This is a genomic window from Amycolatopsis sp. NPDC102389, from assembly GCF_044765885.1.
In the GTDB taxonomy this organism is placed as follows: Bacteria; Actinomycetota; Actinomycetes; order Mycobacteriales; family Pseudonocardiaceae; genus Amycolatopsis.
This window is the reverse complement of the sequence record NZ_JBIWKX010000066.1, coordinates 1-25515: the sequence shown is the minus strand read 5'-3', so window position 1 is coordinate 25515 and position 25515 is coordinate 1. Positions and strand designations below refer to the sequence as shown.

At 68.6% G+C, this 25515-nt stretch carries 21 protein-coding genes and 1 pseudogene; 16 read left to right on the top strand and 6 right to left on the bottom strand.

The features are described 5' to 3' along the window. Positions 1-8 precede the first annotated feature (8 nt). Positions 9-905: a LysR family transcriptional regulator gene (locus tag ACIRGA_RS35025; RefSeq protein WP_400949646.1), complete on the top strand. Its 897-nt coding sequence runs from the start codon at positions 9-11 to the stop codon at positions 903-905. Here ACIRGA_RS35025 and ACIRGA_RS35020 read toward each other — a convergent pair. Next, positions 826-2052, bottom strand: a complete 1227-nt coding sequence (locus ACIRGA_RS35020) for an MFS transporter (RefSeq protein WP_400949643.1) — start codon at positions 2050-2052, stop codon at positions 826-828. The two genes, ACIRGA_RS35025 and ACIRGA_RS35020, sit on opposite strands and share 80 nt — an antisense overlap. 64 nt (positions 2053-2116) lie before the next feature. Here ACIRGA_RS35020 and ACIRGA_RS35015 point away from each other — a divergent pair, with 64 nt between their 5' ends. Together ACIRGA_RS35015 and ACIRGA_RS35010 are read left to right on the top strand one after the other, a co-directional pair. Next, the gene (locus ACIRGA_RS35015; RefSeq protein WP_350576315.1) at positions 2117-2488 is read left to right on the top strand and encodes a MerR family transcriptional regulator; all 372 of its coding nucleotides are present in this window, start codon (positions 2117-2119) and stop codon (positions 2486-2488) included. A gap of 88 nt (positions 2489-2576) precedes the next feature. After that, on the top strand, positions 2577-3716 hold the full coding sequence (locus ACIRGA_RS35010) for a Gfo/Idh/MocA family protein (protein WP_400949640.1): 1140 nt from the start codon (positions 2577-2579) through the stop codon (positions 3714-3716). On the opposite strand, the gene ACIRGA_RS35005 is transcribed toward ACIRGA_RS35010, so the two are convergent. Both ACIRGA_RS35005 and ACIRGA_RS35000 read right to left on the bottom strand, forming a co-directional pair. Further along, positions 3713-4456, bottom strand: coding sequence for a GAF and ANTAR domain-containing protein (locus tag ACIRGA_RS35005; protein ID WP_400949638.1), 744 nt, complete (start codon positions 4454-4456; stop codon positions 3713-3715). The genes ACIRGA_RS35010 and ACIRGA_RS35005 overlap by 4 nt on opposite strands. A 59-nt stretch (positions 4457-4515) precedes the next feature. Next, positions 4516-6399, bottom strand: a complete 1884-nt coding sequence (locus ACIRGA_RS35000; RefSeq protein ID WP_400949635.1) for a GTP-binding protein — start codon at positions 6397-6399, stop codon at positions 4516-4518. A gap of 259 nt (positions 6400-6658) precedes the next feature. On the opposite strand from ACIRGA_RS35000, the gene ACIRGA_RS34995 reads away from it, so the two are divergent. From ACIRGA_RS34995 to ACIRGA_RS34975, 5 genes are all read left to right on the top strand, one after another. After that, complete coding sequence (locus ACIRGA_RS34995) at positions 6659-10237, top strand: CARDB domain-containing protein (protein ID WP_400949633.1); 3579 nt, start codon at positions 6659-6661, stop codon at positions 10235-10237. Between the two features lie 113 nt (positions 10238-10350). Then, positions 10351-10950, top strand: coding sequence for a TetR/AcrR family transcriptional regulator (locus ACIRGA_RS34990; RefSeq protein WP_400949631.1), 600 nt, complete (start codon positions 10351-10353; stop codon positions 10948-10950). Continuing rightward, positions 10940-11821: a crotonase/enoyl-CoA hydratase family protein gene (locus ACIRGA_RS34985; protein ID WP_400949629.1), complete on the top strand. Its 882-nt coding sequence runs from the start codon at positions 10940-10942 to the stop codon at positions 11819-11821. The genes ACIRGA_RS34990 and ACIRGA_RS34985 overlap by 11 nt, the downstream gene beginning before the upstream one ends. Continuing rightward, entirely contained in the window at positions 11818-12708 is an 891-nt protein-coding gene (locus ACIRGA_RS34980) for a diiron oxygenase (protein ID WP_400949627.1), read from the top strand. Before ACIRGA_RS34985 ends, ACIRGA_RS34980 begins: the two co-directional genes overlap by 4 nt. Positions 12709-12724: 16 nt before the next feature. Further along, positions 12725-12970, top strand: coding sequence for a hypothetical protein (locus ACIRGA_RS34975; RefSeq protein ID WP_400949625.1), 246 nt, complete (start codon positions 12725-12727; stop codon positions 12968-12970). Positions 12971-13017: 47 nt separating this feature from the next. Here the strand turns inward: ACIRGA_RS34975 and ACIRGA_RS34970 are convergent, their stop codons facing one another. Beyond that, positions 13018-13737 carry a S1 family peptidase gene (locus tag ACIRGA_RS34970; RefSeq protein ID WP_400949622.1) on the bottom strand — a complete coding sequence of 240 codons (720 nt, stop codon included), beginning with the start codon at positions 13735-13737 and terminating at the stop codon, positions 13018-13020. 325 nt (positions 13738-14062) lie between these two features. Next, positions 14063-14308 (bottom strand): hypothetical protein, encoded by a 246-nt coding sequence (locus ACIRGA_RS34965; RefSeq protein WP_400949688.1) that lies wholly within the window; start codon positions 14306-14308, stop codon positions 14063-14065. Here ACIRGA_RS34965 and ACIRGA_RS34960 point away from each other — a divergent pair. From ACIRGA_RS34960 to ACIRGA_RS34925, 8 genes and pseudogenes are all read left to right on the top strand, one after another. Next, positions 14298-14479: pseudogene (locus tag ACIRGA_RS34960) on the top strand (S8 family serine peptidase); the annotation flags it as partial. The gene ACIRGA_RS34965 and the pseudogene ACIRGA_RS34960 overlap by 11 nt on opposite strands. A 94-nt stretch (positions 14480-14573) precedes the next feature. Next, positions 14574-15461, top strand: a complete 888-nt coding sequence (locus tag ACIRGA_RS34955; protein ID WP_400949619.1) for an XRE family transcriptional regulator — start codon at positions 14574-14576, stop codon at positions 15459-15461. 200 nt (positions 15462-15661) lie between these two features. Continuing rightward, complete coding sequence (locus ACIRGA_RS34950) at positions 15662-16507, top strand: acetylxylan esterase (protein WP_400949617.1); 846 nt, start codon at positions 15662-15664, stop codon at positions 16505-16507. Positions 16508-16629: 122 nt separating this feature from the next. After that, on the top strand, positions 16630-16791 hold the full coding sequence (locus ACIRGA_RS34945; RefSeq protein WP_400949614.1) for a hypothetical protein: 162 nt from the start codon (positions 16630-16632) through the stop codon (positions 16789-16791). Continuing rightward, positions 16791-19592, top strand: coding sequence for an ATP-binding protein (locus ACIRGA_RS34940; protein WP_400949611.1), 2802 nt, complete (start codon positions 16791-16793; stop codon positions 19590-19592). The genes ACIRGA_RS34945 and ACIRGA_RS34940 overlap by 1 nt, the downstream gene beginning before the upstream one ends. Positions 19593-19850: 258 nt before the next feature. Further along, positions 19851-21413 carry a S8 family serine peptidase gene (locus ACIRGA_RS34935; protein WP_400949609.1) on the top strand — a complete coding sequence of 521 codons (1563 nt, stop codon included), beginning with the start codon at positions 19851-19853 and terminating at the stop codon, positions 21411-21413. 26 nt (positions 21414-21439) lie between these two features. Then, entirely contained in the window at positions 21440-22900 is a 1461-nt protein-coding gene (locus ACIRGA_RS34930; protein ID WP_400949606.1) for a trypsin-like serine protease, read from the top strand. A gap of 28 nt (positions 22901-22928) precedes the next feature. Then, entirely contained in the window at positions 22929-24458 is a 1530-nt protein-coding gene (locus ACIRGA_RS34925; protein ID WP_400949604.1) for a S8 family peptidase, read from the top strand. Positions 24459-24948: 490 nt separating this feature from the next. On the opposite strand, the gene ACIRGA_RS34920 is transcribed toward ACIRGA_RS34925, so the two are convergent. Beyond that, on the bottom strand, positions 24949-25446 hold the full coding sequence (locus ACIRGA_RS34920) for a hypothetical protein (RefSeq protein ID WP_400949602.1): 498 nt from the start codon (positions 25444-25446) through the stop codon (positions 24949-24951). Positions 25447-25515 lie beyond the last annotated feature (69 nt).

The window sequence follows — 25515 nt, the reverse complement described above, 5'->3', positions numbered from 1 at the left end:
ATGGCCTCATGCTCAATCCGTGGAGGCTCAGCCTGCTGAGCAGGCTGGACACGCTCGGCACCGTCCGCGCGGTCGCGAAAGCGGCCAACCTGAGCGCGTCGAGCGTGTCCCAGCAGCTGGCGGTCCTCGAGGCCGAGACGCGCACGCAACTGCTGGAACGCACCGGCCGCCGCGTCCGGCTGACCCCGGCCGGCCGGATGCTGGCCCGCCGCGCGAGAGCGATCCTCGACCACATGGACACCGTCGAGGCCGAGTTGCGTGGTCTCGGTGAGGGACCGGCGGGCCTCGTCCGCCTCGGTGCCTTCCAGAGCGCCATCCACACCATCGCCGTCCCGGCGGTGAACCGGCTGGCCCGCTCGCATCCGCGGCTCCAGATCGAACTGCTCGAACTCGAACCGCACGTGAGCATGCCCGCGCTCCGCGTCGGCGACGCCGACGTCATCATCACCACCACGGACTTCGTCGAGCAGCCGCTGGGGCCCGACATCGACCTGGTACCGCTCGCGACCGACCCGATCGTGCTCGTCGTCCCGCCCGGCCATCCGGCCGACGGCCGGGGCCCCGCCGACCTCGCCGCCTACGCGAGCGAGCCATGGGCGTTCGACATCCCCCAGTCGTACATGGCGAACCTCGCCACCCGGCTCTGCCGCGAAGCCGGTTTCGAGCCGCGCGTGATCGCCCGGTTCAGCAACTACATGATGACCTTGCAGCACGTCGAGGCCGGGCTTTCGATCGCGCTCCTGCCCGGCCTCGCCGTCGACAAGCGCTACCGCGTCGCCACCCGCGAGCTCGCGACGCCGGTCGATCGCTCCATCACCGCGGCGATCAGGCGCGGGTCCGCGCCTCGCGCCGCTGTCGACCTGGTTCTCGAGGCGATCCGGAGCCATCCGGAACTGCCGCTGTGAACCCGTGCCGTCGCGCCACCAGCACCACGGCCAGCGTCGGCACGAGCAGCACCAGGACGCTCCAGGGCAACGACTCCGCGCCGAAGCCGTCGAGGAGGACACCACCGGCGATCCCTCCGGCCGCCATCGCCGCGTTCCACAGGGTGACCAGCATGGCCTGCGCGATGTCCGCCGCGCCGCCCTTGTCGCCCGCCTGCGCGGCGGCGGTCTGCAACAGCGTCGGGACGCCACCCCAGCCGAGCCCCCACAGGGTCACGGCGACGTAGACGAGTGCCGGACTTTCGCCCAGCAGAGCCAAAATCGTCGCACCGAGCGCCACGAGGACGGTGCCGGCGACGGTCAGCGCCCGCAGCCGCCGGTCGATGTGGACGCCGACGAGCCAGATGCTGACCATCGAAGCCAGCCCGAACACCAGCAGGATCCGGTCCACCGAGCCGCCCATCGACACGTGTCCGAGGAAGGTGGCGATGTAGGTGTAGAGGATGTTGTGCGCCAGCACGAACGTCAGCGTCACGAACAGGACCGCGGCCACGCCCGGCACGGCGAGGGTCCTGCGCACCGGGAGCCTGCCGCCCTTGTCCTGCCCGGGGAAATCGGGGACGGCCAGCGCGATCCAGCCGAGCAGGGCGAGTGCGAGCGCCGACATCAGCGAGAACGTCACTTGCCAGCCGAAGACGCCGCCCAGGAAGGTGCCGGCGGGGATGCCGAGCGAGAGTGCGAGTGGGATGCCGGTCATCACGACGGCGATCGCCTTGCCCTGCACCGGTTCCGGCGCCAGCCGCCGGGCATAGCCTGCCAGCAGCGCCCAGACCACGCCCGCCGCGATCCCGGCGACGAACCGCGCGCCGAGGGTCAGGGGATAGTTCGTGGACAGCGCCGTGACCGTGTTGGCGACGGCGAAACCGGCGACTCCGGCCAGGAGCAAACGTTTGCGGCGCCAGCCCGCGGTCGCGGCGGACAGGGGGATCGCGGTGAGCGCGGTGCCGATCGCGTACACCGTCACCAGCTGCCCTGTCGCCGCTTCGCCCACGCCGAGGCCGGCGCTCATCGCGGGCAGCACCCCTGCAGGCAGGGCTTCGGTGAGGACGGTGACGAACGCCGCCGTGGTCAGCGCGAGCAGCGCGCCGAGCGGGAGTTTCGAAGTCATGCCTCGTATGCTCGAACCATCACATAGATGTGAAGGTCAAGTCGGCCGGGGTGAGGTGGCGCACATGCGGATCGGGGAGCTGTCGGAGCGGACGGGGACGTCGCGCCGTCTGCTGCGGTACTACGAAGAGCAGGGTCTCATCATCTCGGAGCGGCTGGCCAACGGCTACCGCGACTACGCCGAGCCGTCGGTCGACCGGGTCATCCAGGTCCGCGGCCTGCTCGACGCCGGGCTGCCGACCAGGATCATCAAGCAGATCCTGCCGTGCCTGGACAAACCCCGGCAGATCTACTTCCCGGACGCGACCGCCGAGATGCTCGAAACCCTGGAGGCCGAACGCGACCGGATGACCCGGCGGGCCGAATGCCTGCTCCGCAACCGGGACGCCATCACCGAGTACCTCGACGCCGTCCGCGCCTACGATCCCGCGTCCTGAGCCGGAGGGACTTTCCTCGCATCGGTCTTGACAGGCTGAGAAAGCGCTTTCAGGATGTGCTCAGGAAAGCGCTTTCAAAGGAGAACGGATGACCACGCGGAAACTCGGCGTCGTGATGAACGGCGTCACCGGGCGGATGGGCTATCGGCAGCACCTGGTGCGCTCGGTCCTGGCGATCAGGGAGGCCGGCGGGGTCGAGCTGGCCGACGGCTCGCGGGTCCAGCTGGAGCCGGTCCTGGTGGGGCGCAACGCGGACAAGCTCGAAGAGATCGCCACCCGGCACGGGCTGACCCGCTGGACCACCGATCTCGACGCCGCGCTCGGCGACGACGATCTCCCGCTCTACTTCGACGCGCAGCTGACCGCGGTCCGCGAGAAGTCGATCATCCGCGCCATCGACGCGGGCAAGCACATCTACACCGAGAAGCCGGTGGCGGAGTCGGTCGAGGGCGCGCTCGCGCTGGCGCGGCACGCCGAGGCGGCCGGGGTCAAGAACGGCGTCGTCCACGACAAGCTGTACCTGCCCGGTCTGCTCAAGCTGAAGCGCCTGATCGACAGCGGCTTCTTCGGGCAGATCCTGTCCGTGCGCGGTGAGTTCGGCTACTGGGTCTTCGAGGGCGACTGGCAGGCCGCGCAGCGTCCCAGCTGGAACTACCGCGCGGAAGACGGCGGCGGCATCGTCGTCGATATGTTCTGCCACTGGAACTACGTGCTGGAGAACCTCTTCGGCGCCGTCAACGCCGTGACCGCGAAGGCCGTCACCCACATCCCGGAGCGCGTCGACGAGAAGGGCGACCGGTACGCGGCCACGGCCGACGACGCCGCGTACGCGATCTTCGAGCTCGAAGGCGGGGTCATCGCCCAGCTCAACTCGTCCTGGTGCGTGCGGGTCCACCGCGACGAACTGGTGGAGTTCCAGGTCGACGGCACCAAGGGCAGCGCGGTCGCCGGGCTGCACAACTGCGTCATCCAGCCGAGGGAGGCCACGCCGAAGCCGGTGTGGAACCCGGACCTCGCGGAGACGCGGTCTTACCGTTCGCAGTGGCAGGAAGTGCCGGACAACGACGACTTCGGCAACGGTTTCCGCGCCCAGTGGGAGCAGTTCGTCCGCCACGTCGTGGAGGACGCGCCGCACCCCTACGACTTCATGGCGGGGGTACGCGGTATCAGGCTCGCGGAAGCAGGCCTCGAGTCCTCACGCGAGAACCGCCGGATCTCGCTGGGCTAACGGCCGAAAACCGCGCTCGGATCCTCGGCGATCAACACCGAAATCTCCCGGATCTTGCGGTTCGTGTGCTGCGACGCCTCGGTGAGCCAGCGGAAGGCTTCTTCGGCGTTCAGCTCCAGACGTGCCATCACGATTCCCTTCGCGGTGGCGATGGCGTCCCTGGTCTCCAACGCGGCGACCAGGGTCTCCGCCTGGCGTTCGGCGGCGGCCCAGCGGGACGCGGTCAGGATGATCGCCGAGATCGCCGAGGTGAACATCGCGACCAGGGTCGCTTCCACCGGGTCGAAGGCGTTCTCCTGGAAGCTCCAGACGTTGAGCGCGCCGGCCAGCGGCTCGGTTTCCCGCCGCCGGAAATGGGACTCGTCCGGGACGAACAGCGGGCAGGCCAGCGCGGTCCGCACGCCGAGCTGCTCGGCGGCGGTGGCGAAGTCCGGCCAGCGCGCGGCGGCGTCGGCGTCCAGCAGGGTCCGGACGATCGTCCCGCTCTCGGCGGCCTTCAGGCAGGGCCCCTCGTCCGCGGTGTACTGCGCCTTGTCCAAGGGAAGGAGGGAATCGTCGGTGGCGGCGACGGTGCTCGGTTCGTTGTCGGAGTACAGCGTCACCGTGGCCGCGTCCGCGCCCGGCAGCAGGCCGACCACCTTCTTCGCCACCCGTTCCAGCAACTCGTCGCGGGGCTCGTCGAGCCGCATCGACTCCGTGAGCTCCCGCAACGCCGAAGCGGTGTCGCGAAACTGATCCATCGTGGCCCTTTCCCTCGGACGGCGGATTTCGCCGACCCCTCAGAACGTACTCGTTCCGGCTAGCCGGGCATTGGCCGATTCGGGCTAACCCGTGGCCGGTAGCCCGCCGGTTCGGTGATCATCAGGCCTTCGCCGTGGGTGAGACCGGGCAGCTGCTGGTCGAACCGGGCGACCTCGCCCAGGGGCAGGACGCCCGTCAGCTCGGCCCGGTCGCCCCGCACCACCGACCCGGTGACGAGCCCGCCGCCTTCGACCAGGCGGGAGAGCGTCGCGGGCAGTGTCCCGGCCGGCAGTTCCAGTTCGACCCGGCTGACCGGTTCGAGCACCTCGGTCCCCGCCTCCCGGAGCGCTTCTGCCAGCACGAACGGGGTGACCTTGCGGAAGTCACCCGCCGCGCTGACCGGGCTGAAGTAGCCGGTATGGGTGACGGTCACCACGCAGTCGATCACCTCCCGGCCGGACGGGCCCCGCCGCAGGGTCGCGTCGACGGTCTCCTCGATGGCCTTGTGGAAGGCGAGCGGGAGGGAACCGAGTTCGACGTCGAGGCCGAAGGTCAGCCCGGAACCGGGCGCGCCGGGGCCGACCCGCAGCCCGAGCGTCGCGAAATACGGATTCCGCTTCTCCGTGATGAACCACACCGAATGCCCCGTGCCGATCGGCCGTTCGACGAGCACCGGCCGGGTGAGGCTGAAATCGACGTCGAGGCCGTGCTGGGCGGCGAGTGTCTCCGCGATGATCTCCTTCTGCACTTCGCCGTAGAGCCGCACCGAGATCCGGCGTGTCTCGTCGTCCTGCCGGACGGTGATCAGCGGGTCCTGTTCCGCCAGCTCCTGAAGCGCGGCGAAGACGGCGGGCGTCTGGGCGGGCAGGGCGGGAGTGACCACGGTTTCCAAGGCGGGCGGCGGAAACTGGGTGGCCGCACCCTCGTCTTCGGGGACGCCGATGAGGTCGCCGATCCGGATCTCCTTGAGCCCGGCGACCTTGGCGATCTGCCCGGCCCGCGCACGAGCCTCGACGGTTTCGTCGCCGAGCTCGAAGACGCGCACCGCGCTCACCTTCGCCTCCTTCGTGAGTCCCCGGCGATGAAACCGGACGTGGTCGCGCGCGCCGATCTCGCCGGAGAACACGCGGACATACGCGATCTTCTCGTGCGCGCGGCCGCGTTCGATCTTGAACACCGTGGCGCGCAGCCGGTCGTCCGGCACGGGTTTTCCCGCGCCGGCAAGGAATTCGCGGATACCCGAAGTCAGGCCGTCGATCCCTTCGCCGCTTCGCGCGGAGCCGAAGAAGATGGGGGAGACGACGCCGCGCCGGGTCTGGCGGACGATCTCGGCTCGGTAGTCCTCGGCCGTCAGCGTGTCTTCGAGATACGCGGTGAGGAAGGCGTCGCTGTGCTCGGCGAGCTGCTCGGCCTGCCCAGCCGGCGGGGAGAGCGGCCGGACCTTCGCGGTCGCCGTGCCCATGTCGTCGACTTCGGACATCGGCACGCAGGCGACGCCGAGGCGTTCGGAGAGATCGGAGAGGAGGCCGTCGTACCTGGCGCCCGCCCGGTCGATCTTGTTGACGAAGATCAGCACGGGGATCCGCAGCCGCTCGAGCGCGCGCATGAGCACCCGAGTCTGCGCCTGCACCCCCTCGACGGCGGACACGACGAGGACGACGCCGTCGAGCACCCGCAGCGCGCGTTCGACTTCGGCGATGAAGTCCGGGTGGCCGGGGGTGTCGATCAGGTTGACGCGCAGGTCGCCGACGCGGAACGACACGACGGCCGAGCGGATGGTGATGCCGCGACGGCGTTCCAGCTCCATCGTGTCGGTGCGGGTGTCCCCGGTGTCGACGCGGCCGAGGGTGCCGATGGCACCGGTGTGATGGAGCAGGCGCTCCGTCAGGCTCGTCTTACCGGCGTCGACATGGGCGAGGATTCCGAGGTTCAGGTACTCCATGGATGAACGGCTCCAGGGCTGTCGAAAGGTCCATACGGCTCGGGGACTCGACAGCTCGGCGCACGCCGTTCTCCTTCTTTCCGGGAAAGCACCTGGTCGCGCCGGACGTTAGCAGCGTGCTTCCGGCCGGTCACGCGATTTAGCACCGGCCGTTGACTTGCGGCGTCCCATGGGCTGTAATTCTTGAACAATTCAGCGCAAGAACATGACAAGAGTCAGGAAGATTCCGCTCAGTCCCCTCCCGGAACAGAGGAATGTCATGAGAACGAAGCGCCCACTGACGCGCGCGTCGACGTTTGCCGCCCTGTCCCTTCTGCTGGCACCACCCGCCGTAGCCGCGAGCGAAGCACCGACGACCCTCGCGACTCCTGCCGCTGTCGAAGCCGCCGACGCGACGTACACCGCCAGCAGCCAGCTGCCCGGTTACGCCGTTTCGAACGTCGGCGACGGGAACCAGGCCACCTACTGGGAAAGCACGAACAACCAGTTCCCCCAATGGATCCAGGCCGACCTCGGGGCGGCCACGAACATCGCCCGGCTCGTGCTCAAACTGCCCTCCGGCTGGGAAGCCCGCACCCAGACGTTCTCGGTGCAGGGCAGCGGGAACGGCGCGAGCTTCAGCGATCTCGCGCCGTCGGCCGGGCACCGGTTCGACCCGGCGGCGGGCAATACCGTCACCCTCGACGTCACCGGGAACACCCGGTTCGTGCGGCTGAACATCACCGCCAACACCGGCTGGCCCGCGGCCCAGCTCGCGGAGTTCGAAGTGCACGGTCCGGCGGGCGGGGACACGCAGCCGCCGTCGGCGCCGGGGAACCTCGCCTACACCGAGCCGTCGAGCGGCAAGGTCCGGCTCACCTGGTCGGCTTCGACGGACAACACCGGCGTCGCGGGGTACGACGTGTACGCCAACGGGCAGCCGCGCGGCAGCGTCGCCGGCGACGTCCTGACCTACACCGACGATCAGCCGGAAAGCGCGACCGTCGCGTATTCCGTGCGGGCCCGCGACGCGGCGGGCAACCAGTCGCCGAGCAGCGGAACGGTGACCAGGACGGGAACCCGGGCCGGGACGAATCTCGCGCTGGGCAAGCCGATCACGGCGTCTTCGGTGCAGCACAGCTATGTCGCGGCGAACGCCAACGACGATTCCGTGACCACGTATTGGGAGGGCGCGGCGTATCCGAATCTGCTGACCGTGGCGCTCGGGTCGAACGCCGATCTCGACCGCGTCGTGGTCAAACTCAACCCGGATCCCGCGTGGGCCCAGCGGACGCAGACGATCGCCGTCGAAGGGCGTGACCAGGGCGCGGCGGCGTTCACCACGCTGGTGCCCGCGCAGACGTACACCTTCACTCCGTCGAGCGGCAACACCGTGACGATCCCGGTCGGCGGCCGCGCCGCCGACGTCCGCCTGCGGATCACCGCCAACTCCGGCGCCCCGGGTGGTCAGGCCGCGGAGTTCCAGGTCTTCGGTGTCCCCGCCCCGAATCCCGACCTGACGGTCTCGGGCGTTTCGTGGTCGCCGCAGAACCCGGTGGAGACCGACGCGATCACCGTGTCCGCGACCGTGCGCAACGCCGGCACCGCGGCCTCGGGCGCGACGAACGTCAACCTGTACCTGGGCATGGCGAAGGTCGGCACGGCACCGGTCGGCGCACTCGCGGCGGGGGCGTCGGCGACGGTCTCGGCGGACATCGGCGCCCGGGAAGCGGGCAGTCACCAGATCACCGCGAAGGTCGACGAGGCCAACGCCGTCGTCGAGCAGGACGAGAACAACAACTCCTACACCGGTGCGGCGGCGCTCGTCGTCGGCCCGGTGCGGAGTTCGGACCTCGTCGCGGCCACCGCGTGGTCGCCGAACAACCCGACGCCGGGCGGCACCGTGACCTTCTCCGCGACGGTGCGCAACCAGGGCACGGTCGCTTCGGCAGGCGGCGCGCACGGCGTGACGGTGACGATCACCGATCAGAACGGCGCCGTCGTCAAGACGTTCAGTGGTTCGTACTCCGGTGAGATCGCCGCCGGGGCCACCGCGCCGCCGGTGAACGTCGGCACCTGGACCGCCGGGAACGGCCGGTACACGGTCAAGACCGTCGTCGCGAACGACGCTAACGAGTTGCCCGCCGAACAGGGCAACAACACTGGCACGCAAGCGTTGTTCGTCGGACGCGGCGCGAACATGCCATACGACATGTACGAGGCCGAAGACGGTGTGGTCGCGGGCGGCGCGTCCGTGATCGGCCCGAACCGCAAGATCGGCGACCTCGCGGGCGAGGCGTCGGGCCGCAAGGCCGTGACGCTGAACTCGACCGGCTCCTCGGTCGAGTTCACCACTCGCGCGGCCACGAACACCCTGGTGACCCGGTTCTCGATGCCGGACGCCGCGGGTGGCGGCGGGCAGAACTCGACGTTGAACGTCTACGTCGACGGCACCTTCCTGAAGGCCATCGACCTGACTTCCCGTCACGCATGGCTTTACGGGCCGGAAGCCTCTCCGCAGAACTCGCCGGGAGCCGGTCCGGCTCGGCACATCTACGACGAGGCCAGCATGCTGCTCGGCACGACCGTGCCCGCCGGACACAAGATCAAACTGCAGAAGGACTCCGGCAACGGCTTGAACTACGCGATCGACTTCGTGAACTTCGAGCTGGCGACGGCGAACGCGAACCCCGACCCCGCGCGCTACGCCGTCCCGGCCGGGTTCACCCAGCGGGATGTGCAGGCCGCGCTGGACAAGGCCCGTCAGGACCCGAACCTCACCGGTGTCTTCCTGCCGCCGGGGCAGTATCCGATGACGAACAAGGTCACCGTGTACGGCAAGCCGATCACGGTGCTCGGCGCCGGGCCGTGGTTCACGAAGTTCACCGCGCCCGCCGGGCAGGAGAACACTGACATCGGCTTCGACGCGCAGGCGAGCGCGAGCGGTTCGACGTTCGGCGGGTTCGCCGTGTTCGGGAACTACACGTCCCGCAACGACGGCCCCGGCAAGGTCTTCAACTTCACGAACGTCACGAACATGACCATCGACGACATCTGGGTGGAGCACCAGATGTGCCTGCTGTGGGCGACCAATGTGGACAACACGACGGTGAAGAACTCGCGCATCCGCGACCTGTTCGCCGACGGGGTCAACTTCACCAACGGCAGCACGGGAAACCGGGTCACCAACAACGAGGCCCGCTCCACCGGTGACGACAGTTTCGCGCTGTTCGCCGCCACGGATCTCAACGCGGGCAACCAATACGACAACGTGTTCGAGAACCTGACAGTGTTGCTCCCGTGGCGCGCGGCCGGGCTGGCAGTGTACGGCGGGTACAGCAACACCTTCCGGAACATGTACATCGCGGACACGCTGACGTACTCCGGGATCACGCTCAGCTCGCTCGACTTCGGCTACCCGTTCCTCGGGTTCGGCCCGCAGCCGACGAGCGTCCAGAATGTCTCGCTGGTCCGCACCGGTGGTCATTTCTGGGGGCAGCAGACGTTCCCGGCGATCTGGATGTTCTCCGCTTCCAAGGAGTTCCGCGGCATCCGGGTGTCCGATGTGGACATTCAGAGCCCGACCTACAGCGGCATCATGTTCCAGACGAAGTACACCGGGACCCGGCCGGAGAACCCGGTCGAGGACACGGTGCTGACGAACGTGTCGATCACCGGCGCGCACCGCAGTGGTGACGAGTTCGACGCGAAGTCGGGAATCGGGATCTGGGTCAACGAGCTGCCGGAACCGGGTCAGGGTCCGGCCGTCGGCTCGGCGACGTTCACCGGGCTCACCCTGAACGACAACGCCGAAGACATCCGGAACACGACGAGCACCTTCACCCTCGACCGCAACTGAGCCGGTGGTCCGTGAAGGCCTCCTTGAGGGACCCAGAGTCCCTCAAGGAGGCCTTCACGGAACGAGACTCGTGGGCGTTGCTGAAGTGCGGAATCCGTGCTTCACTCCTTGACATGCCGTACCGACGGACCCCGAAGACGCAGGCCAGACTGGACTCGCAGCGAGGCGAGATCCTGGCCGCGGCCATCGCGCTGCTGGCCGAGACCGGCTACGCGGGCTGCTCCATGGCCGCGGTCGCCACGCGGGCGGGCGTGGGCACCGGCAGCGTGTACCGGCAGTTCCCGTCCAAGGCCGACCTCGTCGTCGAGGTCTTCCGTGAGGTGGTCTCCCGGGAGGTCGACGCCGTCGAGGCCGCCGCGTCCCACGGCGACGTCCGCGAGCGGGTGGTCGCCGTGATCGAGACCTTCGCCGGGCGGGCGTTGAAGGCGCCGCGGCTGGCGTACGCGTTGCTGGCCGAGCCGGTCGACGCCGTGGTGGAGGCCGAACGGCTGGTCTTCCGTCGCGCGTTCCGCGAGGTGATCGCCAGGAACATCGCCGACGGCGTGAAGCGGGGGCTGCTGCCTCCTCAGGACGCGGAAGCGACCGCCGCGGCGCTGGTCGGCGCGGGCGCGGAAACGCTGGTCGGCCCCTTGGCGGGGGAGGGCGGACCGGACACGATCCCGCATCTGGTCACGTTCACCCTGCGCGCGCTGGGCGGCTCCGATGACCTTTGAGACGCTCACGTACCGCGTCCGAGACCGGAAGGCCTACCTGACCCTGAACCGCCCCGAGCGGCTCAACGCGATCAACGACGTCATGCCCCGCGAAATCCGCCAAGCCGTGGAGCGGGCCAACGAGGACGACGCGGTCCGGGTGATCGTGGTGCGCGGCGAAGGCCGGTCGTTCTGCGCGGGCTACGACCTCAAACAGTTCGCCGAGGGAGACGCCGAAGGACGCTGGAATCAAGGCCCGGTCTGGGATCCGATCAAGGACTACCGGGTGATGAAGCGCAACACCGACGACTTCTTCAGCCTGTGGCGGTCGCTGAAACCCACCATCTGCCAGGTGCAAGGGCACGCGATCGCCGGCGGCAGCGACATCGCGCTGTCGTGCGACGTGCTGATCATGGCGACCGACGCGCGTCTCGGCTATCCGCCCGCCCGGGTCTGGGGCTGCCCGACGACCGCGATGTGGGTCTACCGCGCCGGCGCCCAGCGCGCGAAGCGGATGCTGCTCACCGGCGACACCATCGACGGCGTCACCGCGGCGGACTGGGGGCTCGCGCTCGATGCGGTGGAACCCGAACGGCTCGAAGCCGCAGTCGAGGAACTGGCCGACCGGATGGCGGGCGTCCCGACGAACCAGCTGGTGATGCAGAAGCTGATGATCAACCAGGCCTACGACAGCATGGGCCTCTCCGGCACCCAGACACTCGCGACGCTGTTCGACGGCATCACCCGGCACACCCCGGAAGGCCGCTGGTTCCGCGAGTTCGCCGAACGCGACGGTTTCCACGAGGCGGTGGCCTACCGCGATTCCGGCCAGGTCATCCCGGACGGCGGCGGACCGCTGCCGGAGCACAAGGATCCAAGGAGGTCGTCATGACCGCGAACACCGAAAGCGAACGCGTCGCCGAGCGCCTGCAACGCTCCTCCGCGCGGCTCTCCTACGACCCGGACGTCGACGTCGACTGGCTGGCACCGCTCGTCGACGGCGCGTACGGCAAGGCGCCGGAACGATGTTCCTTGTACGGCACCGCATTGTGGGACCGCCTCGACGAGGACCAGCGCGCCGAGCTGAGCCGTCAGGAGGCCGCGGCCGCGGCGGCGTCGGGTATCTGGTTCGAGCTGATCCTCATGCAGGGCCTCGTGCGGCACGTCTACAACAGCGACCCGACGACCCACAACGCCCAGTACGCGCTCACCGAGATCGCCGACGAATGCCGTCACAGCACCATGTTCGCCCGCTCGATCGCGAAGAGCGGCGGCGTCGTCCGGCGCCCGAGCCGCACGGCGCACCGCGCGGGCAAGGTGTTCGGCGCGATCTGCGGTCCGGCACTGCTGTTCGCCGGTGCGATCTACGTCGAAGAGCTCGCAGACGGCATGCAACGCGAGATGATGCGCGACGACAGTCTTCAGCCGATGATCCGGATGATCTCCCGCATCCACGTCATCGAAGAGGCACGCCACATCAGCTTCGCCAAGGACGAGCTGAGCCGGGCCTGGGCCCGCCACGGCCGCGTCGGCCGCGAACTGATCCGCTGGGCGATCGCCGGGATGGCCTACGTCGCGACGTCGGAGTTGTTGCACCCCAAGGCATACACCTCTGTCGGCCTCGACCCCCGCGAAGCCCGCCAGGTCGCCACCGCGAACCCGCACTGGCGCCGGACCAAGGCGGCGTGGGCGGCCAAGGCCGTCGAACACTTCACCGAGATCGGCCTCATCGGCGGCCCGAGCCGCCGGCTCTGGCGCCGCGCCGGCGTCCTCGACTGAACAAGGAAGGCTCTCCATGTCCAAGCTTCTCGGCCTCGGTATCGCCGTGACCGGCCTCGCCCACTTCGCCGCTCCGGCCGCCTTCGAACCCGTGACGAAGATGGCCTTCGCCGACGACGTCCGCAACTGGACCTACCGCAACGGCGCCACCGAACTCGCCATCGGCCTGGCGATCGCGGCCCGTCCGACCCGGAAGGCCGGGTTCGCGGGATTGGCCGTCTACGCCGGATGGCTGGGCAGGCGGGTCCTCGCCCGGCGCTGACCTGAACCGGCACGCCTCGCCGACCGAGGCGTGCCGGTGCCCGATGATCAGGAGCCGGTCTGCTGCCTGATCCAGCTCAGGTGCTGGGCGATGCCGGTGTAGAGGGTGCTGGTGGCGCATTCGCCGCCATTGTCGCCGGGGCCGTGCGTCTCCCCGACCAGGGTCCAGCGTCCGGTGGTGCCGACGACCGCCGGTCCGCCGGAATCGCCGTGGCAGGCGGAATGCCCGCGGTCACCGGAGATGCAGACGTCGCCGGCGCGGCCACCGCCGGCGTAGCAGGAGCTGCTGGGCAGCACCCGGAGATCGATCTGGCGCAGTGTGGTCGGTGTGCTGCAGCTCGGCCAGCTCGTGCAACCCCAGCCGAGGAGCCGCGCGGTGGTGTTCGGCGCCGGATTGGCCGTGGCCATCTCGACCGGGGTGGCGCGGACGGCCGCGGACAGGTGCATGAGGGTGAGGTCCGTGCCCGGCTTGGTGACCCGGCGGTCGATCCGGCCGACTTCGCCGCCGGAGTTCTTGTTCGTCGAACCGATCCGGCCCTGCGAAGCGCTTCCGCAGTGGGCGGCCGTCACAATCCATTGAGGCGCGACGAGGCTGCCGCCACAGCCGTTGCTGAGCGAGACCATGAAACTGTAGGTCTCCGTGGCGGTGGTCCCGCCGATGATCGAGGGCTGGACACCCGAGTCCGTCTGGGCTTGCGCGATTCCGGGCGTGGACACCGCGAGTGCCGCCGCCAGGATCCCGAGAGCGACTGAAGCAATTTTCCGCATGGTTGCTCACCTTCGGGCGGCCGAGCCGCCTGGTGGTCGTTGGAGGAACGAGGGCGATGCCGGCCGCCCAAAGATGTCCGACGACGGGACAGGCGGAATACCTTCCTAGGTAGTAAGACGAAAGTCGCGGATCGTTCCGGCTGTCGCCGAGTACGCGGAACCCCGGCCTGCCACCCTCTTTCCGGCGCAGGAAAGGATTTCACGGCGGAAAGCCCGGAATATTCACGGTGAAGGCGGCGGAATGGTCATCGCCGAAAGGCGCGCACTCGAAGATTATACGGTCCGTGGACGAAAACGGGTGAATGGAACAGACGGCACTTTTCTTTCAGTCGGCGAACCCGCCGAGGGACAGGACGGCTTGGGCTAGCAGCGCCGAGCTGAAGAAGGAACCGGCGAAAACGAGAAGGGTGACGACGACCGCGCGCCAGCTCAAGGTCCGCAAGATCCTCAGCTGCCGGATGGTCACGCACAGGCCGACGCAGCTGAGCACGGCGGTGGCCAGTGTCAGCAGGTCGACGGTGGACACGATCCGCAGCGTGGTCTCCGACCACGGCAGTCCCGGGACGTCCATGGCGACCCCGCACGTGGTCGGGGCCGCGGCGCTCTACCTCTCCGCGCACCGGAGCGCCACCCCGCAGCAGGTTCGTGACGCCCTGGTGAACAACGCTTCGGCCGGGTCGTCAAGAACGCGGGCAGCGGCTCCCCGAACAAGCTGCTGAACGTGTCGTTCCTCGGTTCCTGACCGACGACCCTTCTCGGTGGGCCACCGGCGCAGGCCGGTGGCCCACCGACTTTCGTCGCTTCCGGCCGGGTGGTCCGGTGATCATGATGAAGAGGTGACGCCGCCGTTTCCCGGACCGTTCGCGATCACGCTGGACGCCGCGATCGACGAGTCCGGGCTGTCCTTGGAACGACTTCAACACCACCTCGCCACCCGGGGTGTGCGACTGTCGCGTTCGGCTTTGTCGTACTGGCGGCGCGGGCGTTCGCAGCCGGAACGCGAGACGTCACTGCACGCGGTGACCCAGCTGGAACTCGTGCTGGGGCTCCCGTCAGGAGCGCTGATCTCCCAGCTCGGCCCCCGGGCACCACGCGGCCGCTGGCTCGGGCCGCCCGCGAACCGCATCGAGCGACGGCGGCTGTGGCCCGATCTCCGGACGCTGCCCGAAGACCTGCGGCCGCCGCCGGACGGGCAACTGTCCTTCTGGTCGGTCCACGACCGCATGGTCCTCGACGAGTTCGGACGCGAACACATACTGCACGTCCGGCTCGTCGCCGAAGCCAAGACCGACGGGGTCGACCGGCTCATGACCTACTACCAGGCCGACAATCCGCTCGACGAGGAGCCGGTTTACCGCGACGTCCGGTGTGCGCGGCTCGGCCGGGTCCATGTGGACACCGGCAGCGGGATGGTCGCGGGCGAGATGCTGCTGGACCGCACGCTCGGGGTGGGCGAGGTGACCGCCCTGGACTACGAGATCCGATTCCCGCCCGGCGCCCGTCTCGACCACTACCACCGGCGCTTCACGAGACCGGCCGCGGAATACCTCTGCCAGGTCCAATTCGGCCTGCGGGTTCCGAAACGGGTGCGCGCGTACGAACAGCGGGCGCTCTCGGGCCCCCAGCGTAAAGGAACCCCGCTGAGTATCGGGACCACTCGGATGCTCACGTTGGCGATGCGTGATCTGGGCCCTGGCATCCAAGGCGCGTGCTGGGACTGGTGAGGTAATTCTGTGAACAGCGGACGCCGACCTGGGCTTCTCTGCCCGGTCGGCGCCGACGTTCACAGAAACCTGGTCCGGCGGAACACGCGGCGCTAGGTTCACGACGTCATCCTGATTCCATCGCGCGGAAAGAAATCCCCTGCGTCGATAGGCCTTTCCGGATCGTGCGACTCCATTCCCTTCATTTCAGCGGAGGAACCATGCGTTCATTCACCCGCCGGGCCTTCCTGACCGCGACGGCCGTGACCGCCGCGGTCGCCCTGACTCCCGCGGTGTCCATCGCCGCACCACAGAATTACTCGATCGGTGCCCGTGACTACGAAAAGGCAGGCCCACACGGGTCCGTCAAGGCCGCCGGCGGCGCCGCGCACACGCTGTACTACCCGGCGGACCTCGGGAGTGACGCCTCCGCTCACCCGGTGCTGATCTGGGGGAACGGCACCGGTGCGACGGTCGAACAGTACGAACTCCTGTTCACCCACCTCGCGAGCTGGGGCTACGTCGTCGCGGCGGCGAACACCGGCCAGTCGGGCTCGGGTAAGGAAATGCTCGACGGAGCCAAGTACCTGATCGCGGAGAACTCCCGTGAGGGCAGCGTTTTCCACGGCAGGATCGACGCCGGTCGGATCGCGGCCGCCGGGCACTCGCAGGGTGGGGGCGGTGCGATCGCCGCCGGTGCGGACCCGTTGGTCAAAACCGTCATCCCCGTCATGCCGGGACCGCAGGGCAACGTGAACAACCTGCACGGCCCGGCGTTCTTCGTGTCCGGCCAGGCGGACACCGTCGTCCCCGCGTTCTACGTCCACAGCCGGTTCTTGGCTTGCGACCAGGTGCCCGCGGTGTACGGCCAGCTGAGGGGCGCCACGCACTTCCTGCAAGGAGAGACCCGCTACCGGGTGGTGGGCGCGTTGACCGCGTGGCTGCAATACCACCTCGCCGGCGAACAGACCGCGAAGAGCGTCTTCTTCGGTGCGAACCCCGGGCTCGCCCAGGACGACGACGGCTGGTCCGAGTTCAAGCGCAACAAGGCCGCGAACGCCGCGTAGGCGGATTGGGTCAGGGTCCTTACTTATCGCCTTCGTGCTGGTCAGTGCCGACGGCCGAGTGGAAGGTGTAGGGACTGCCTGCCGAAGGGAAGACCGTGTCGAAGCGAGTCCAGGGGGCTGTGGTGTCCGCTCTCGAATTGCACTTGGTCAGGGAACGCATGGTGGCGGGTGTGGCGCGCCGGATGGCCACCATGCCGGACGTCGCCCCGTACCTGCGGGGTTCCTCACGCGACGCGGCGGAGGTTCTGTTCGACTGTCTTGTCGACCTGGCACGGCCACACTGATGACGAGCCGCCCGGAATGGCCCGAGGTGGTCAAGGAGGTCGACCGGCCTGCCGCGTTCGTCGTGGTCGAGGGCGAACCCGGCGCCGGCCGGACGACGTTGCTCGGCAGGCTGGGCCGTCACGAACGGCAGGACTCCGTCGTGCTCGAGGCACGTTGCGCGCGCCTGGCGGACTCCGTCCCGCTCGGGCCGGTACTCGAGGCCTTGAAGGCGGCTACCGTCGAATGGGCCGCAGCGGCATCGAGGCTGTCACCCCTCGCGGGCTGTCTCCGGCCACTGCTTCCGGAACTCGACGCCGTGCTGCCGCCGCCCCTGGAGGCGGCCGACTCGCGTGCGCTGGTCTTCAGGGCGTTGCGTGAACTGCTGACGCTGCACGAGCGCACCGTCCTCCTCGTCGACGACGTCCACGACGCCGACGAGGAGACACGCGATCTCCTGCGTTATCTGGCGGCCTGCCCCTCACCGCGCCTGGCGGTCGTGACCGGTTCGGTGCCCCGCCGGCGGCAACCCGTACCCGGGGCCACCTGGTGGCCTCCCCGGACGGGCGTGACCGCGCACTTCACCTTGGAGCCGCTGGAGATCGAGCAGGTCGCCGAGCTGGTGGACTCGCGTGGACTCGCCGAGCGGATCCACCGGCGGACCGGCGGGGTCGCCGGCGCGGTCGACGCCGTGCTGAAGGCGATCGCGGACGTCGCGGACGAGCGGTCCGCGACGAAGCTCGCCGAGTCCGTTCTCCCGTCGGCCTGGACCGCGTCAGTGGCCGCGCGGCTCGCGGACACGTCGCCCGGTTGTGCGTCGCTGGTCGAAGCGGCGGCGGTGCTGGGGTATCCGGCGGGAAGCCGCGCGCTCGCGGAGGTGTCCGGTGTGGACGGTGATGGGATCGTCGACGCCTTGATGTGCGCGCTGGACGCCGGATTCCTGCTGGATCTGGGGCGGGACCGGTACAGGATTCGCAGTCCGTTGCTGGCCGACTCCGTTTACGACTCGATTCCGGGACCGCGCCGATGCCTGATGCACACGCGTGCCGCGGAGCTTCTCGCCGCCGACACGGAACCGGCCGCGGTGCGGATCGCTCGTCATCACCGCGAGGCGGGTGCACTGGACGAATGGATCCGGTGGACCTCCGCCGCCGTCGACAGCGCGGCGGCGGAGGGAAGTCCGGACGTGGCCGTCCGGCTGCTCGCGGCGGTGCTCGGGGATCCGGGATTGTCGCGAGCGGGAAGGGAGAAGTTCGCCGTCCGGCTCAGCAGGGAGATGGTGCACGGCCTGGTCGACGAGGACACTGTGCGGCTGCTCCGCGGCGCGGTGCGCGATTGGTCGCTGAGCAGGACGGCAAGGGGCGAAATCCGGCTGAACCTCGGCAGGGTCCTGATCAACCAGGCCGGGCAGGTGGACGCCGGGCGCTCGGAGATCGAACTCGCCCTCACCGATCTCTCCGGCAAACGCGCGCTGCTCGCCCGCGGCCTGGCCACGCTGGCACTACCCCATGTCGGAGCGGTGTCGGTCGAGGAGAACCTGCGCTGGCTCGACCAGGCGGAGCAGGTGAGCAAGGGCATCCGCGACGTCGAGGTGCTCGCCGCGGTGACCGCGAACCGGATGTCCAGCCGGATGCAGGTGGCCGATCCCGGCGTCTGGCAGGACGTCGGCGACCCGCCGGACTCGCCGCCGTCGGCGGACGTGCGACGGCAGGTCAGCCGTACCTACATCAATCTCGCCGACGCGGCCGCGTGGAACGGCCACTACCCGGTCGCCCGGACGTATCTCGCGACGGCACGCCGCCTGATCCACGATGAGCACCAGCCGTATCTGGAGGCGCTGGCGGACGGGGCCAGGCTCCGGATCGACGTCGCGACGGGAGCCTGGACGCAGGTGGAGACCGAGGCCCGTCACCTGGCCGAGCGGGTCGGCCATCAAAGCTCGCTCGCCGCGGAACCGTTGCTCGCACTCGGCTGGCACGATTTCGGGCTGGGACATCGGGCGTCGGCACTGAGCAATTTCGACGCCGCTTTCGCCCTCGCCGGTGGAAGTGTTCCGCTGCAGGCGTCCGCGTTCGCCGGGCGAGTGGCGGTGCTCCTCGCGGCAAAGGATCTCGCCGCGGCACGGCGGCTCACGGAATTCGGTCTGGACAGTCTGCGCCGTAAGAACAACTGGGTCTGGGCGGCGGAGCTGATGCCCTTGGCCGTGCGGGTCATGCTCGACCGGCAGGAGGCAGGCGCCGCCGGAGAGCTCGTGGCCGAGTACCGGCAAGGCATCGCCGGTCGCGACGCGCCACTGGCGCACGCCGCGGAGATCCTCTGCCGGGGCTTGCTCGCCCGCGCCCGTCCAGCCGAAGCCGCCGAACTGTTCGGCCAGGCGGCCAAGGCATATCACTCGTTGCCTCGACCCTACGCCGCCGCGGGCGCGGACGAACTCGCCGGTGAATGCCATCTCGAACTCGATGACCAGGAGCGGCTCCTGGGTGCGTTCACCTCGGCCGAGACGACCTATCGTGCGCTCGGGGCCCTTGTGGACGCTCAGCGGTGCCGCCGGATCCTGGTCCGCCGCGAGGATCCCCGCACCCCGCGGCGCGGGCGCCGAGGCTACGGCCAGGCTCTGTCACCCCGCGAGCGTGAAGTCGTGCTCCTGGCGGCGCGGAATCTCACCAACCGGCAGATCGCGGAACGGCTCTTCCTGTCGGCGCGCACGGTCGAGGTCCACATCGGACGGGCGCTGAGCAAACTCGATCTGCCTTCACGTGCGGTGCTGAGCGAGGAATTGCTGCGCACCCGGCTCTCCCTGCCGCACGACTCGACGACGGCCTGACCACATTCGTGTGCCCGCGTCAATAAATAGGGGCCCGCATCTGTTTTCACTACTGTCCTGAATAATTTTCCGCGATCGATGTAGCGGCTGTTTGCAGTGAGAAAAGCCCTGGTCGGGGCGTTGCGTCATTTAATTGAGTAGTCGCCACGAGCGGACCACTATTGTTTCTCCCGGCCCGAAATTTCACAGTTGTCGCAACGTGGTCGCGATCACGTTCGTCTCTCTCCCTGCCTTTCCCCGCTTCAGCGGAGTATGCCGATGGGTGAACGTTCCCGTTCTCGAAGGGCCGCCGTGGTCGCCGGCCTCGCCCTTGCTCTTTCCGCCACCGCACTCGGGCTTCCCGCCACCGCGTCGCAAGGGAGCCAAGCGATCCTGAAAGGCGGGCCCGCGGCGATCCCCGGCGCCTACCTGGTCACTCTCAAGGCGGGACAGGCCACCACCGCGAACGTCCAGGCACTGGCAGCAGGCTATGGCGGACAGGTCACGCGCACCTACGACGCCGCGCTGCGCGGTTTCGCGAGCCGGATGACCGAGGCGCAGGCGGCACGGCTCGCCGCAGACCCGGCGGTCGCCTCGGTCGAGCCGGACGGCATCGCGTACGCGACCGACGTCCAGAACGATCCCACCTGGGGCCTGGACCGGATCGACCAGAAGGATCTGCCGCTCGACAAGAAGTACGGCTACGCCGACAAAGGCGACGGTGCCACGGTCTACGTCCTCGACACCGGGACGGACTACCGGCAGAGCGAGTTCGGCGGGCGCGCGAGCAGCGGCTACGACTTCGTCGACAACGACGGCGACGCGTCGGACTGCCACGGCCACGGCACGCACGTCGCCGGCACCGTCGGCAGCACGACCTACGGTGTCGCGAAAGGCGTGAAGATCGTCGCCGTCCGCGTGCTCGGCTGCAATTCCAGCGCGCCGTGGTCGACGATCGTGTCGGGGATCGACTGGGTCACGAAGAACGCCGAGAAGCCCGCGGTGCTCACGATGAGCATCGGCGGCGGCGCGACGTCCACTGTGGACCAAGCGGTGCGGGGCGCGGTCCAGGCCGGGATCACCGTCACGGTCGCTGCGGGCAACGAGGGGCAGGACGCCTGCAACGTCTCGCCCGCCAGGACACCGGAAGTGATCACGGTCGCCGCGAGCGACAGCCAGGACAAGCGCTCGATCTTCAACTCCTCGCAGTCGTCGAACTACGGGACCTGCACCGATCTGTTCGGACCGGGCAGCAACATCACCTCGACCCGCAACGGCGGCGGCACGCAGCAGATGAGCGGCACGTCGATGGCCACCCCGCATGTCGCGGGTGCGGCCGCGCTCTACCTGACCGCGAACCCGTCGGCCACCCCGGCGGGGGTCACCAAGGCGCTGCTCGACAACGCCACCCCCGGCAAGATCTCCGACGCCAAGGGATCACCGAACAAGCTGCTGTACACCGGTTTCCTCGGTGGGGGCACGCCGAACCCGCCGTCCTGCGCGGGCGGCACCAGCGCCGACGACGTCGCCGTCCCGGACGCAGGTGAAGCCGTGGGCAGCACCGTGACCATCGGATCCTGCGACGCGAAGGGAACCTCCGGCACGTCGGTGGCCGTGGCGATCAAACACCCGTACACGGGCGACCTGAAGATCGACCTCGTCACGCCGAGCGGCAAGGTCGTCAACCTCAAGCAGGCGGGCGGCGAAAGCACCGTCGACCTCGCCAAGACCTACACCGTCGACACCTCGGGCGAGAACCGTTCCGGTGACTGGAAGCTGCGTGTCCAGGACGTCTACCGGTTCGACACCGGCGTGCTCGACAGCTTCGGCCTGACCTTCTGATTTCATCCCTGCTGAAAGGAAACACCGTGAAAAGGAAAAGAGTTCTCGGACTGCTGGCACTGGGTGTGGCGGCGCTGTCGATCCCCGTGGCCGGCGGAACCGCCGGGGCGACGCCCCAGCCGACCGCTTCGGCGATCGCTCCCACCGATGCCGCCCCGGTTCCCGACGGCGCCCACGCCCAGGGCATCGGCGGCGTGCCCGCTTCGGTGAAGGACTATCCCTTCGCCATCGCGGCTCTGCGTGAGGGCGGCTCCAGGCCGAAGGGACAGAGCTGCAGCGGTTCCGTCGTGGCGCCCCGCAAGGTGATGGTCGCGGCGCACTGCAAGGAACTGGCCGGGGAGAAGTCCGTCCTTTATGGACTCGACGATCTGGTGAGCACCGGCGGCACGCAGCTCAAGGCCGTCGACTACAAGGTCCACCCGAAGTTCACTCAGCCCTGGTACGGCTACGACGTCGCCATCATCACCACTGACGCGGACATCCCCGTCCCCGCCGGCGGTTACGCCAAGGTCGCCACCTCCGCCGACACCGGCCTCGAAGCGCCGGGCAAGGACGGTTTCAGCCTGGGCTACGGCAAGAAGAGCTACAACGACAGCCCCGCCGACGTCACTTTGCAGAAGCTGACCCTGCCGATCGTCCCCGCGAACCAGTGCACCGGCGTCGAGAACGGCGTCGACCCCAAGACGATGATCTGCGCCGGGTACTCCGACGGCCGCAAGACCGTGTTGCCCGGTGACAGCGGCGGCCCGTTCATCGTCAACGGTGTCGTCGTCGGCATCACGTCGTGGAGCCGCAGCGACTTCCGGTGGTACAGCGTCTACAGCCGCCTGAACAACGAAATGGGCGACTGGGTCAAGCAGCAGATCGGCGAAGTCCCCAGCACCGACAAGTTCACCCTCGCGGCCTCGCCGGGCTCGGCGAAGGTCGACCCCGGAAAGTACGTCTCGACGTCGATCACCAGCAAGCCGGGCAAGAACGGCGCCGAGGACGTCGCGCTGACCGCGTCGGGGCTCCCCGACGGTGCCAAGGCGACCTTCCAGCCCTCGACCATCAAGTCCGGAGACACCGCGAAGCTCACGATCGAGACCGCGGCCGGCACGCCCGAACGGGACTACACGATCACCGTCTCCGGCAAGGGAACGACCGACACCGTGACCACCACGCTGACGCTCACCGTCGGCAAGGGCGGCAGCGAACCGAGTGACCTCAAGGTGGCGCTCAACCCCGCGTCGGGCAGCACCCGCGGCGGCTTTCTGATCAGCACCAAGGTGTCCGTGACCGGTGGCAGCGGTTCCATCATGCTCTCGGCCGCCGGTTCGGGCCTGACGTTCGCGCCGACCTTCAACCCGCAGACCATTTCCAGCGGCGGCACCTCGACGATGCAGGTCTTCGCGCCGTTCAAGGCGGGGACCTATCCGATCACCGTGACGGCGAAGGACGGCTCCGGCAAGGCCTCGACCGCCACGTACACGCTCACCGTCCAGTGACTTCCCGTCGATCCTGAGGTGATCATCCATGCGTAAATTACTGCTGACTTTGGGCGCGTTGACTCCCTTGCTGGCGCTGGGCATCGGAAACGCCGTCGCGTCCGAGGCCGAAGGTGTTGTGGTGCAAGCGAAACAGCACTACGGCGACCAGTACATCGTGGTACTGAAGGACGGCGTCGCGACCGCGCAGGCGTCGGCGTCTTCGCTGACCGGACGCTTCGGCGGTGAAGTGCGGTCCACCTGGTCCGCGGCACTGAACGGCTTCTCGGTGAAGAAGATGACCGAGCAGCAGGCTCGGCGGCTCGCGGCGGATCCGTCGGTCAAGGCCGTCTATCAGGACGGCACCGCCCGCGGCGCCGACACGCAGGCGAACCCGACGTGGGGCCTGGACCGCGTCGACCAGAAGGCCCTGCCGCTGGACAAGAAGTACACCTACAACAACAGCGGTGAGGGCGTCACCGCGTACGACCTCGACAGCGGCATCAACCCCGACAACCCGGAGTACGAAGGCCGCGCCAGCCTCGGCAAGGACTTCATGGGCGGCGACGGCAGGGACTGCCACGGCCACGGCAGCCACACCTCCGGAACGCTCGGCAGCAAGACCTACGGTGTCGCCAAGAAGATCAAGATCGTCGGGCTGAAGGTCTTGGGTTGCAACAACTCCGGACCCGACTCGGGCATCATCGACGCCGTCGACTGGGTGACGGCCAACGCGAAGAAGCCGGCCGTGGCGAACATGAGTCTCACCATGGACGCGCCCGGAGTGGGCGACGACGCGCTCAAGAAGTCGATCGCGTCGGGCGTCGTCTACGGTGTCGCGGCGGGCAACGCGTCGACCGACGCCTGCGACACCAGCCCCGCCCGCGTGCCGGAAGCCATCACGGTGAACGCCACGGACTCCAGCGACAACCGGTCGTCGTTCTCGAACTACGGTCCCTGCACGGACATCTTCGCGCCGGGTACCAACATCACGTCGCTGAGCCCGAGCAACGGCGGGTCCGCGGGGATGAGCGGGACCTCGATGGCGACGCCGCACGTCGTCGGCGCGGCCGCGCTCTACCTGGCGGCCAACCCGTCGGCGACACCGAAGCAGGTGCGCGATGCCTTGGTGAACAACGCGTCGGACGGGGTCGTCAAGAACCCGGGCAGTGGCTCGCTGAACAAGCTGCTGAACGTGTCGTTCATCGGTGGCGGCGGCCCTGGACCGACGTGCGGGACGAAGTCGAACACCACGCCGGTGGCGATTCCGGACGCCGGTGCCGCGGTGACGAGCTCGGTCACGCAGGAGGGTTGCGACGGCAGGGCGTCTTCGTCGCTGCAGGTCAAGGTCGACGTCAGCCACACTTACACGGGTGACCTGGTGCTCGACCTGATCGGGCCGAGCGGCAAGGTCTACCGGCTGAAGGGTTCCGGCGGGGTCGGCTCCGCGGGCGGTGTCCACGAGACGTACACGGTCGACGCCTCCGGTGAGAACGCCAACGGCACCTGGAAGCTCAGCGCCCAGGACGTCTACAAGTTCGACACCGGTTCGATCGACGGGTTCACGGTCACCTTCTGACCGGCCACCGCGGTCACCGGCCGCGGAACGAAGCCTGGTGGGCCACCGAAAGGAAGGCGGCCCGCCAGGCTTTCCGCGTCGAGCGGAGAAGAAGACCGGAATGGAGTGACGGATACGGCTTCATTAGGCCCCGTACACGATCAAAGCCCACCTGCAAGATCCTCTTTGCGAAGAATCCTGCAGGTGGGCTTTGATTTCTTACTGTGCGCCATCAGGGACTCGAACCCCGAACCCGCTGGTTAAGAGTCGGAACCTTGGCGTGTCGGACGGTGTCAAATGATGTCGAACAAGACCTTTTCGTCTGGTCGCGGGGCAGCCGCTGTGTCGGGGTGTGTCGCCTGGTGTCGGACTGTTTCGGATCTCTCGGGCGCGTCTCGGGCTCGCGTGTGTCGGGTTCTGCCGTTTGCCTTCTGGCGGGGTGAGGGCGGTGGTCGCTGTGATCCGGCGGTCAGCAGCGAGCGCGACGCTGGTGTCTGGTCGGAGGTAGTGATCAACCGCGGTGGTCGAGCCAGTCGTCGGTGTCGCGGTGTCGGTTGAGCCCGACCGCGTCGAACTCGTCGTGATGGTTGCCATTGTCGACTCCGAGGCGTCGGAGAGCCTGTGAGATCGGAGTGCCGTCAGGCGGAGTCGCCTGCTTCTCCGGGAGGTGGAGCGGACCGAGGACAACGTGCCCGCAGTCCCACACTTGCGCGTTCTGCGAGCCTGCCCCTCCGAAGTACTCGGCCTCGATGTAGGCAACAGGACCGTCCGTCGAACAAGCGGCCAGCTCGCGGTCGAACCCTGCGGGCATCTTCCAGAATCTGCTGAGCCAGGGTGCGTCGGTGATGGTGACCGCATCGAAGAGTGCGTCGGTCAAGGGGAGCAGTGACAAGTGCTGGCCGAGCGGCACGATGTGTGCCTCGTCGGTAACACTGACCAGCTTGCTCAGTAGTGGATGACTGGCGACGACGGCTTGCAGGTAGTGAGGTTGTCCCCGGGAACCGGACACCGGGGTTTTATGCCACGAGGGCGAGATCTTGACGATAGCTTATGCGGGTTTCGTGGGGTGTTTGGTAGT

Coding starts and splice junctions, on each gene's coding strand:
- ACIRGA_RS34965 (WP_400949688.1), bottom strand. CDS start 14,308: ATGGACGTCCCGGGACTGCCGTGGTCGGAGACCACGCTGCGGATCGTG.
- ACIRGA_RS34990 (WP_400949631.1), top strand. CDS start 10,351: ATGCCGTACCGACGGACCCCGAAGACGCAGGCCAGACTGGACTCGCAG.
- ACIRGA_RS34985 (WP_400949629.1), top strand. CDS start 10,940: ATGACCTTTGAGACGCTCACGTACCGCGTCCGAGACCGGAAGGCCTAC.
- ACIRGA_RS34925 (WP_400949604.1), top strand. CDS start 22,929: ATGCGTAAATTACTGCTGACTTTGGGCGCGTTGACTCCCTTGCTGGCG.
- ACIRGA_RS35025 (WP_400949646.1), top strand. CDS start 9: ATGCTCAATCCGTGGAGGCTCAGCCTGCTGAGCAGGCTGGACACGCTC.
- ACIRGA_RS35010 (WP_400949640.1), top strand. CDS start 2,577: ATGACCACGCGGAAACTCGGCGTCGTGATGAACGGCGTCACCGGGCGG.
- ACIRGA_RS34980 (WP_400949627.1), top strand. CDS start 11,818: ATGACCGCGAACACCGAAAGCGAACGCGTCGCCGAGCGCCTGCAACGC.
- ACIRGA_RS35015 (WP_350576315.1), top strand. CDS start 2,117: ATGCGGATCGGGGAGCTGTCGGAGCGGACGGGGACGTCGCGCCGTCTG.
- ACIRGA_RS34940 (WP_400949611.1), top strand. CDS start 16,791: ATGACGAGCCGCCCGGAATGGCCCGAGGTGGTCAAGGAGGTCGACCGG.
- ACIRGA_RS34975 (WP_400949625.1), top strand. CDS start 12,725: ATGTCCAAGCTTCTCGGCCTCGGTATCGCCGTGACCGGCCTCGCCCAC.
- ACIRGA_RS35020 (WP_400949643.1), bottom strand. CDS start 2,052: ATGACTTCGAAACTCCCGCTCGGCGCGCTGCTCGCGCTGACCACGGCG.
- ACIRGA_RS34970 (WP_400949622.1), bottom strand. CDS start 13,737: ATGCGGAAAATTGCTTCAGTCGCTCTCGGGATCCTGGCGGCGGCACTC.
- ACIRGA_RS34935 (WP_400949609.1), top strand. CDS start 19,851: ATGGGTGAACGTTCCCGTTCTCGAAGGGCCGCCGTGGTCGCCGGCCTC.
- ACIRGA_RS34995 (WP_400949633.1), top strand. CDS start 6,659: ATGAGAACGAAGCGCCCACTGACGCGCGCGTCGACGTTTGCCGCCCTG.
- ACIRGA_RS34950 (WP_400949617.1), top strand. CDS start 15,662: ATGCGTTCATTCACCCGCCGGGCCTTCCTGACCGCGACGGCCGTGACC.
- ACIRGA_RS35000 (WP_400949635.1), bottom strand. CDS start 6,399: ATGGAGTACCTGAACCTCGGAATCCTCGCCCATGTCGACGCCGGTAAG.
- ACIRGA_RS35005 (WP_400949638.1), bottom strand. CDS start 4,456: ATGGATCAGTTTCGCGACACCGCTTCGGCGTTGCGGGAGCTCACGGAG.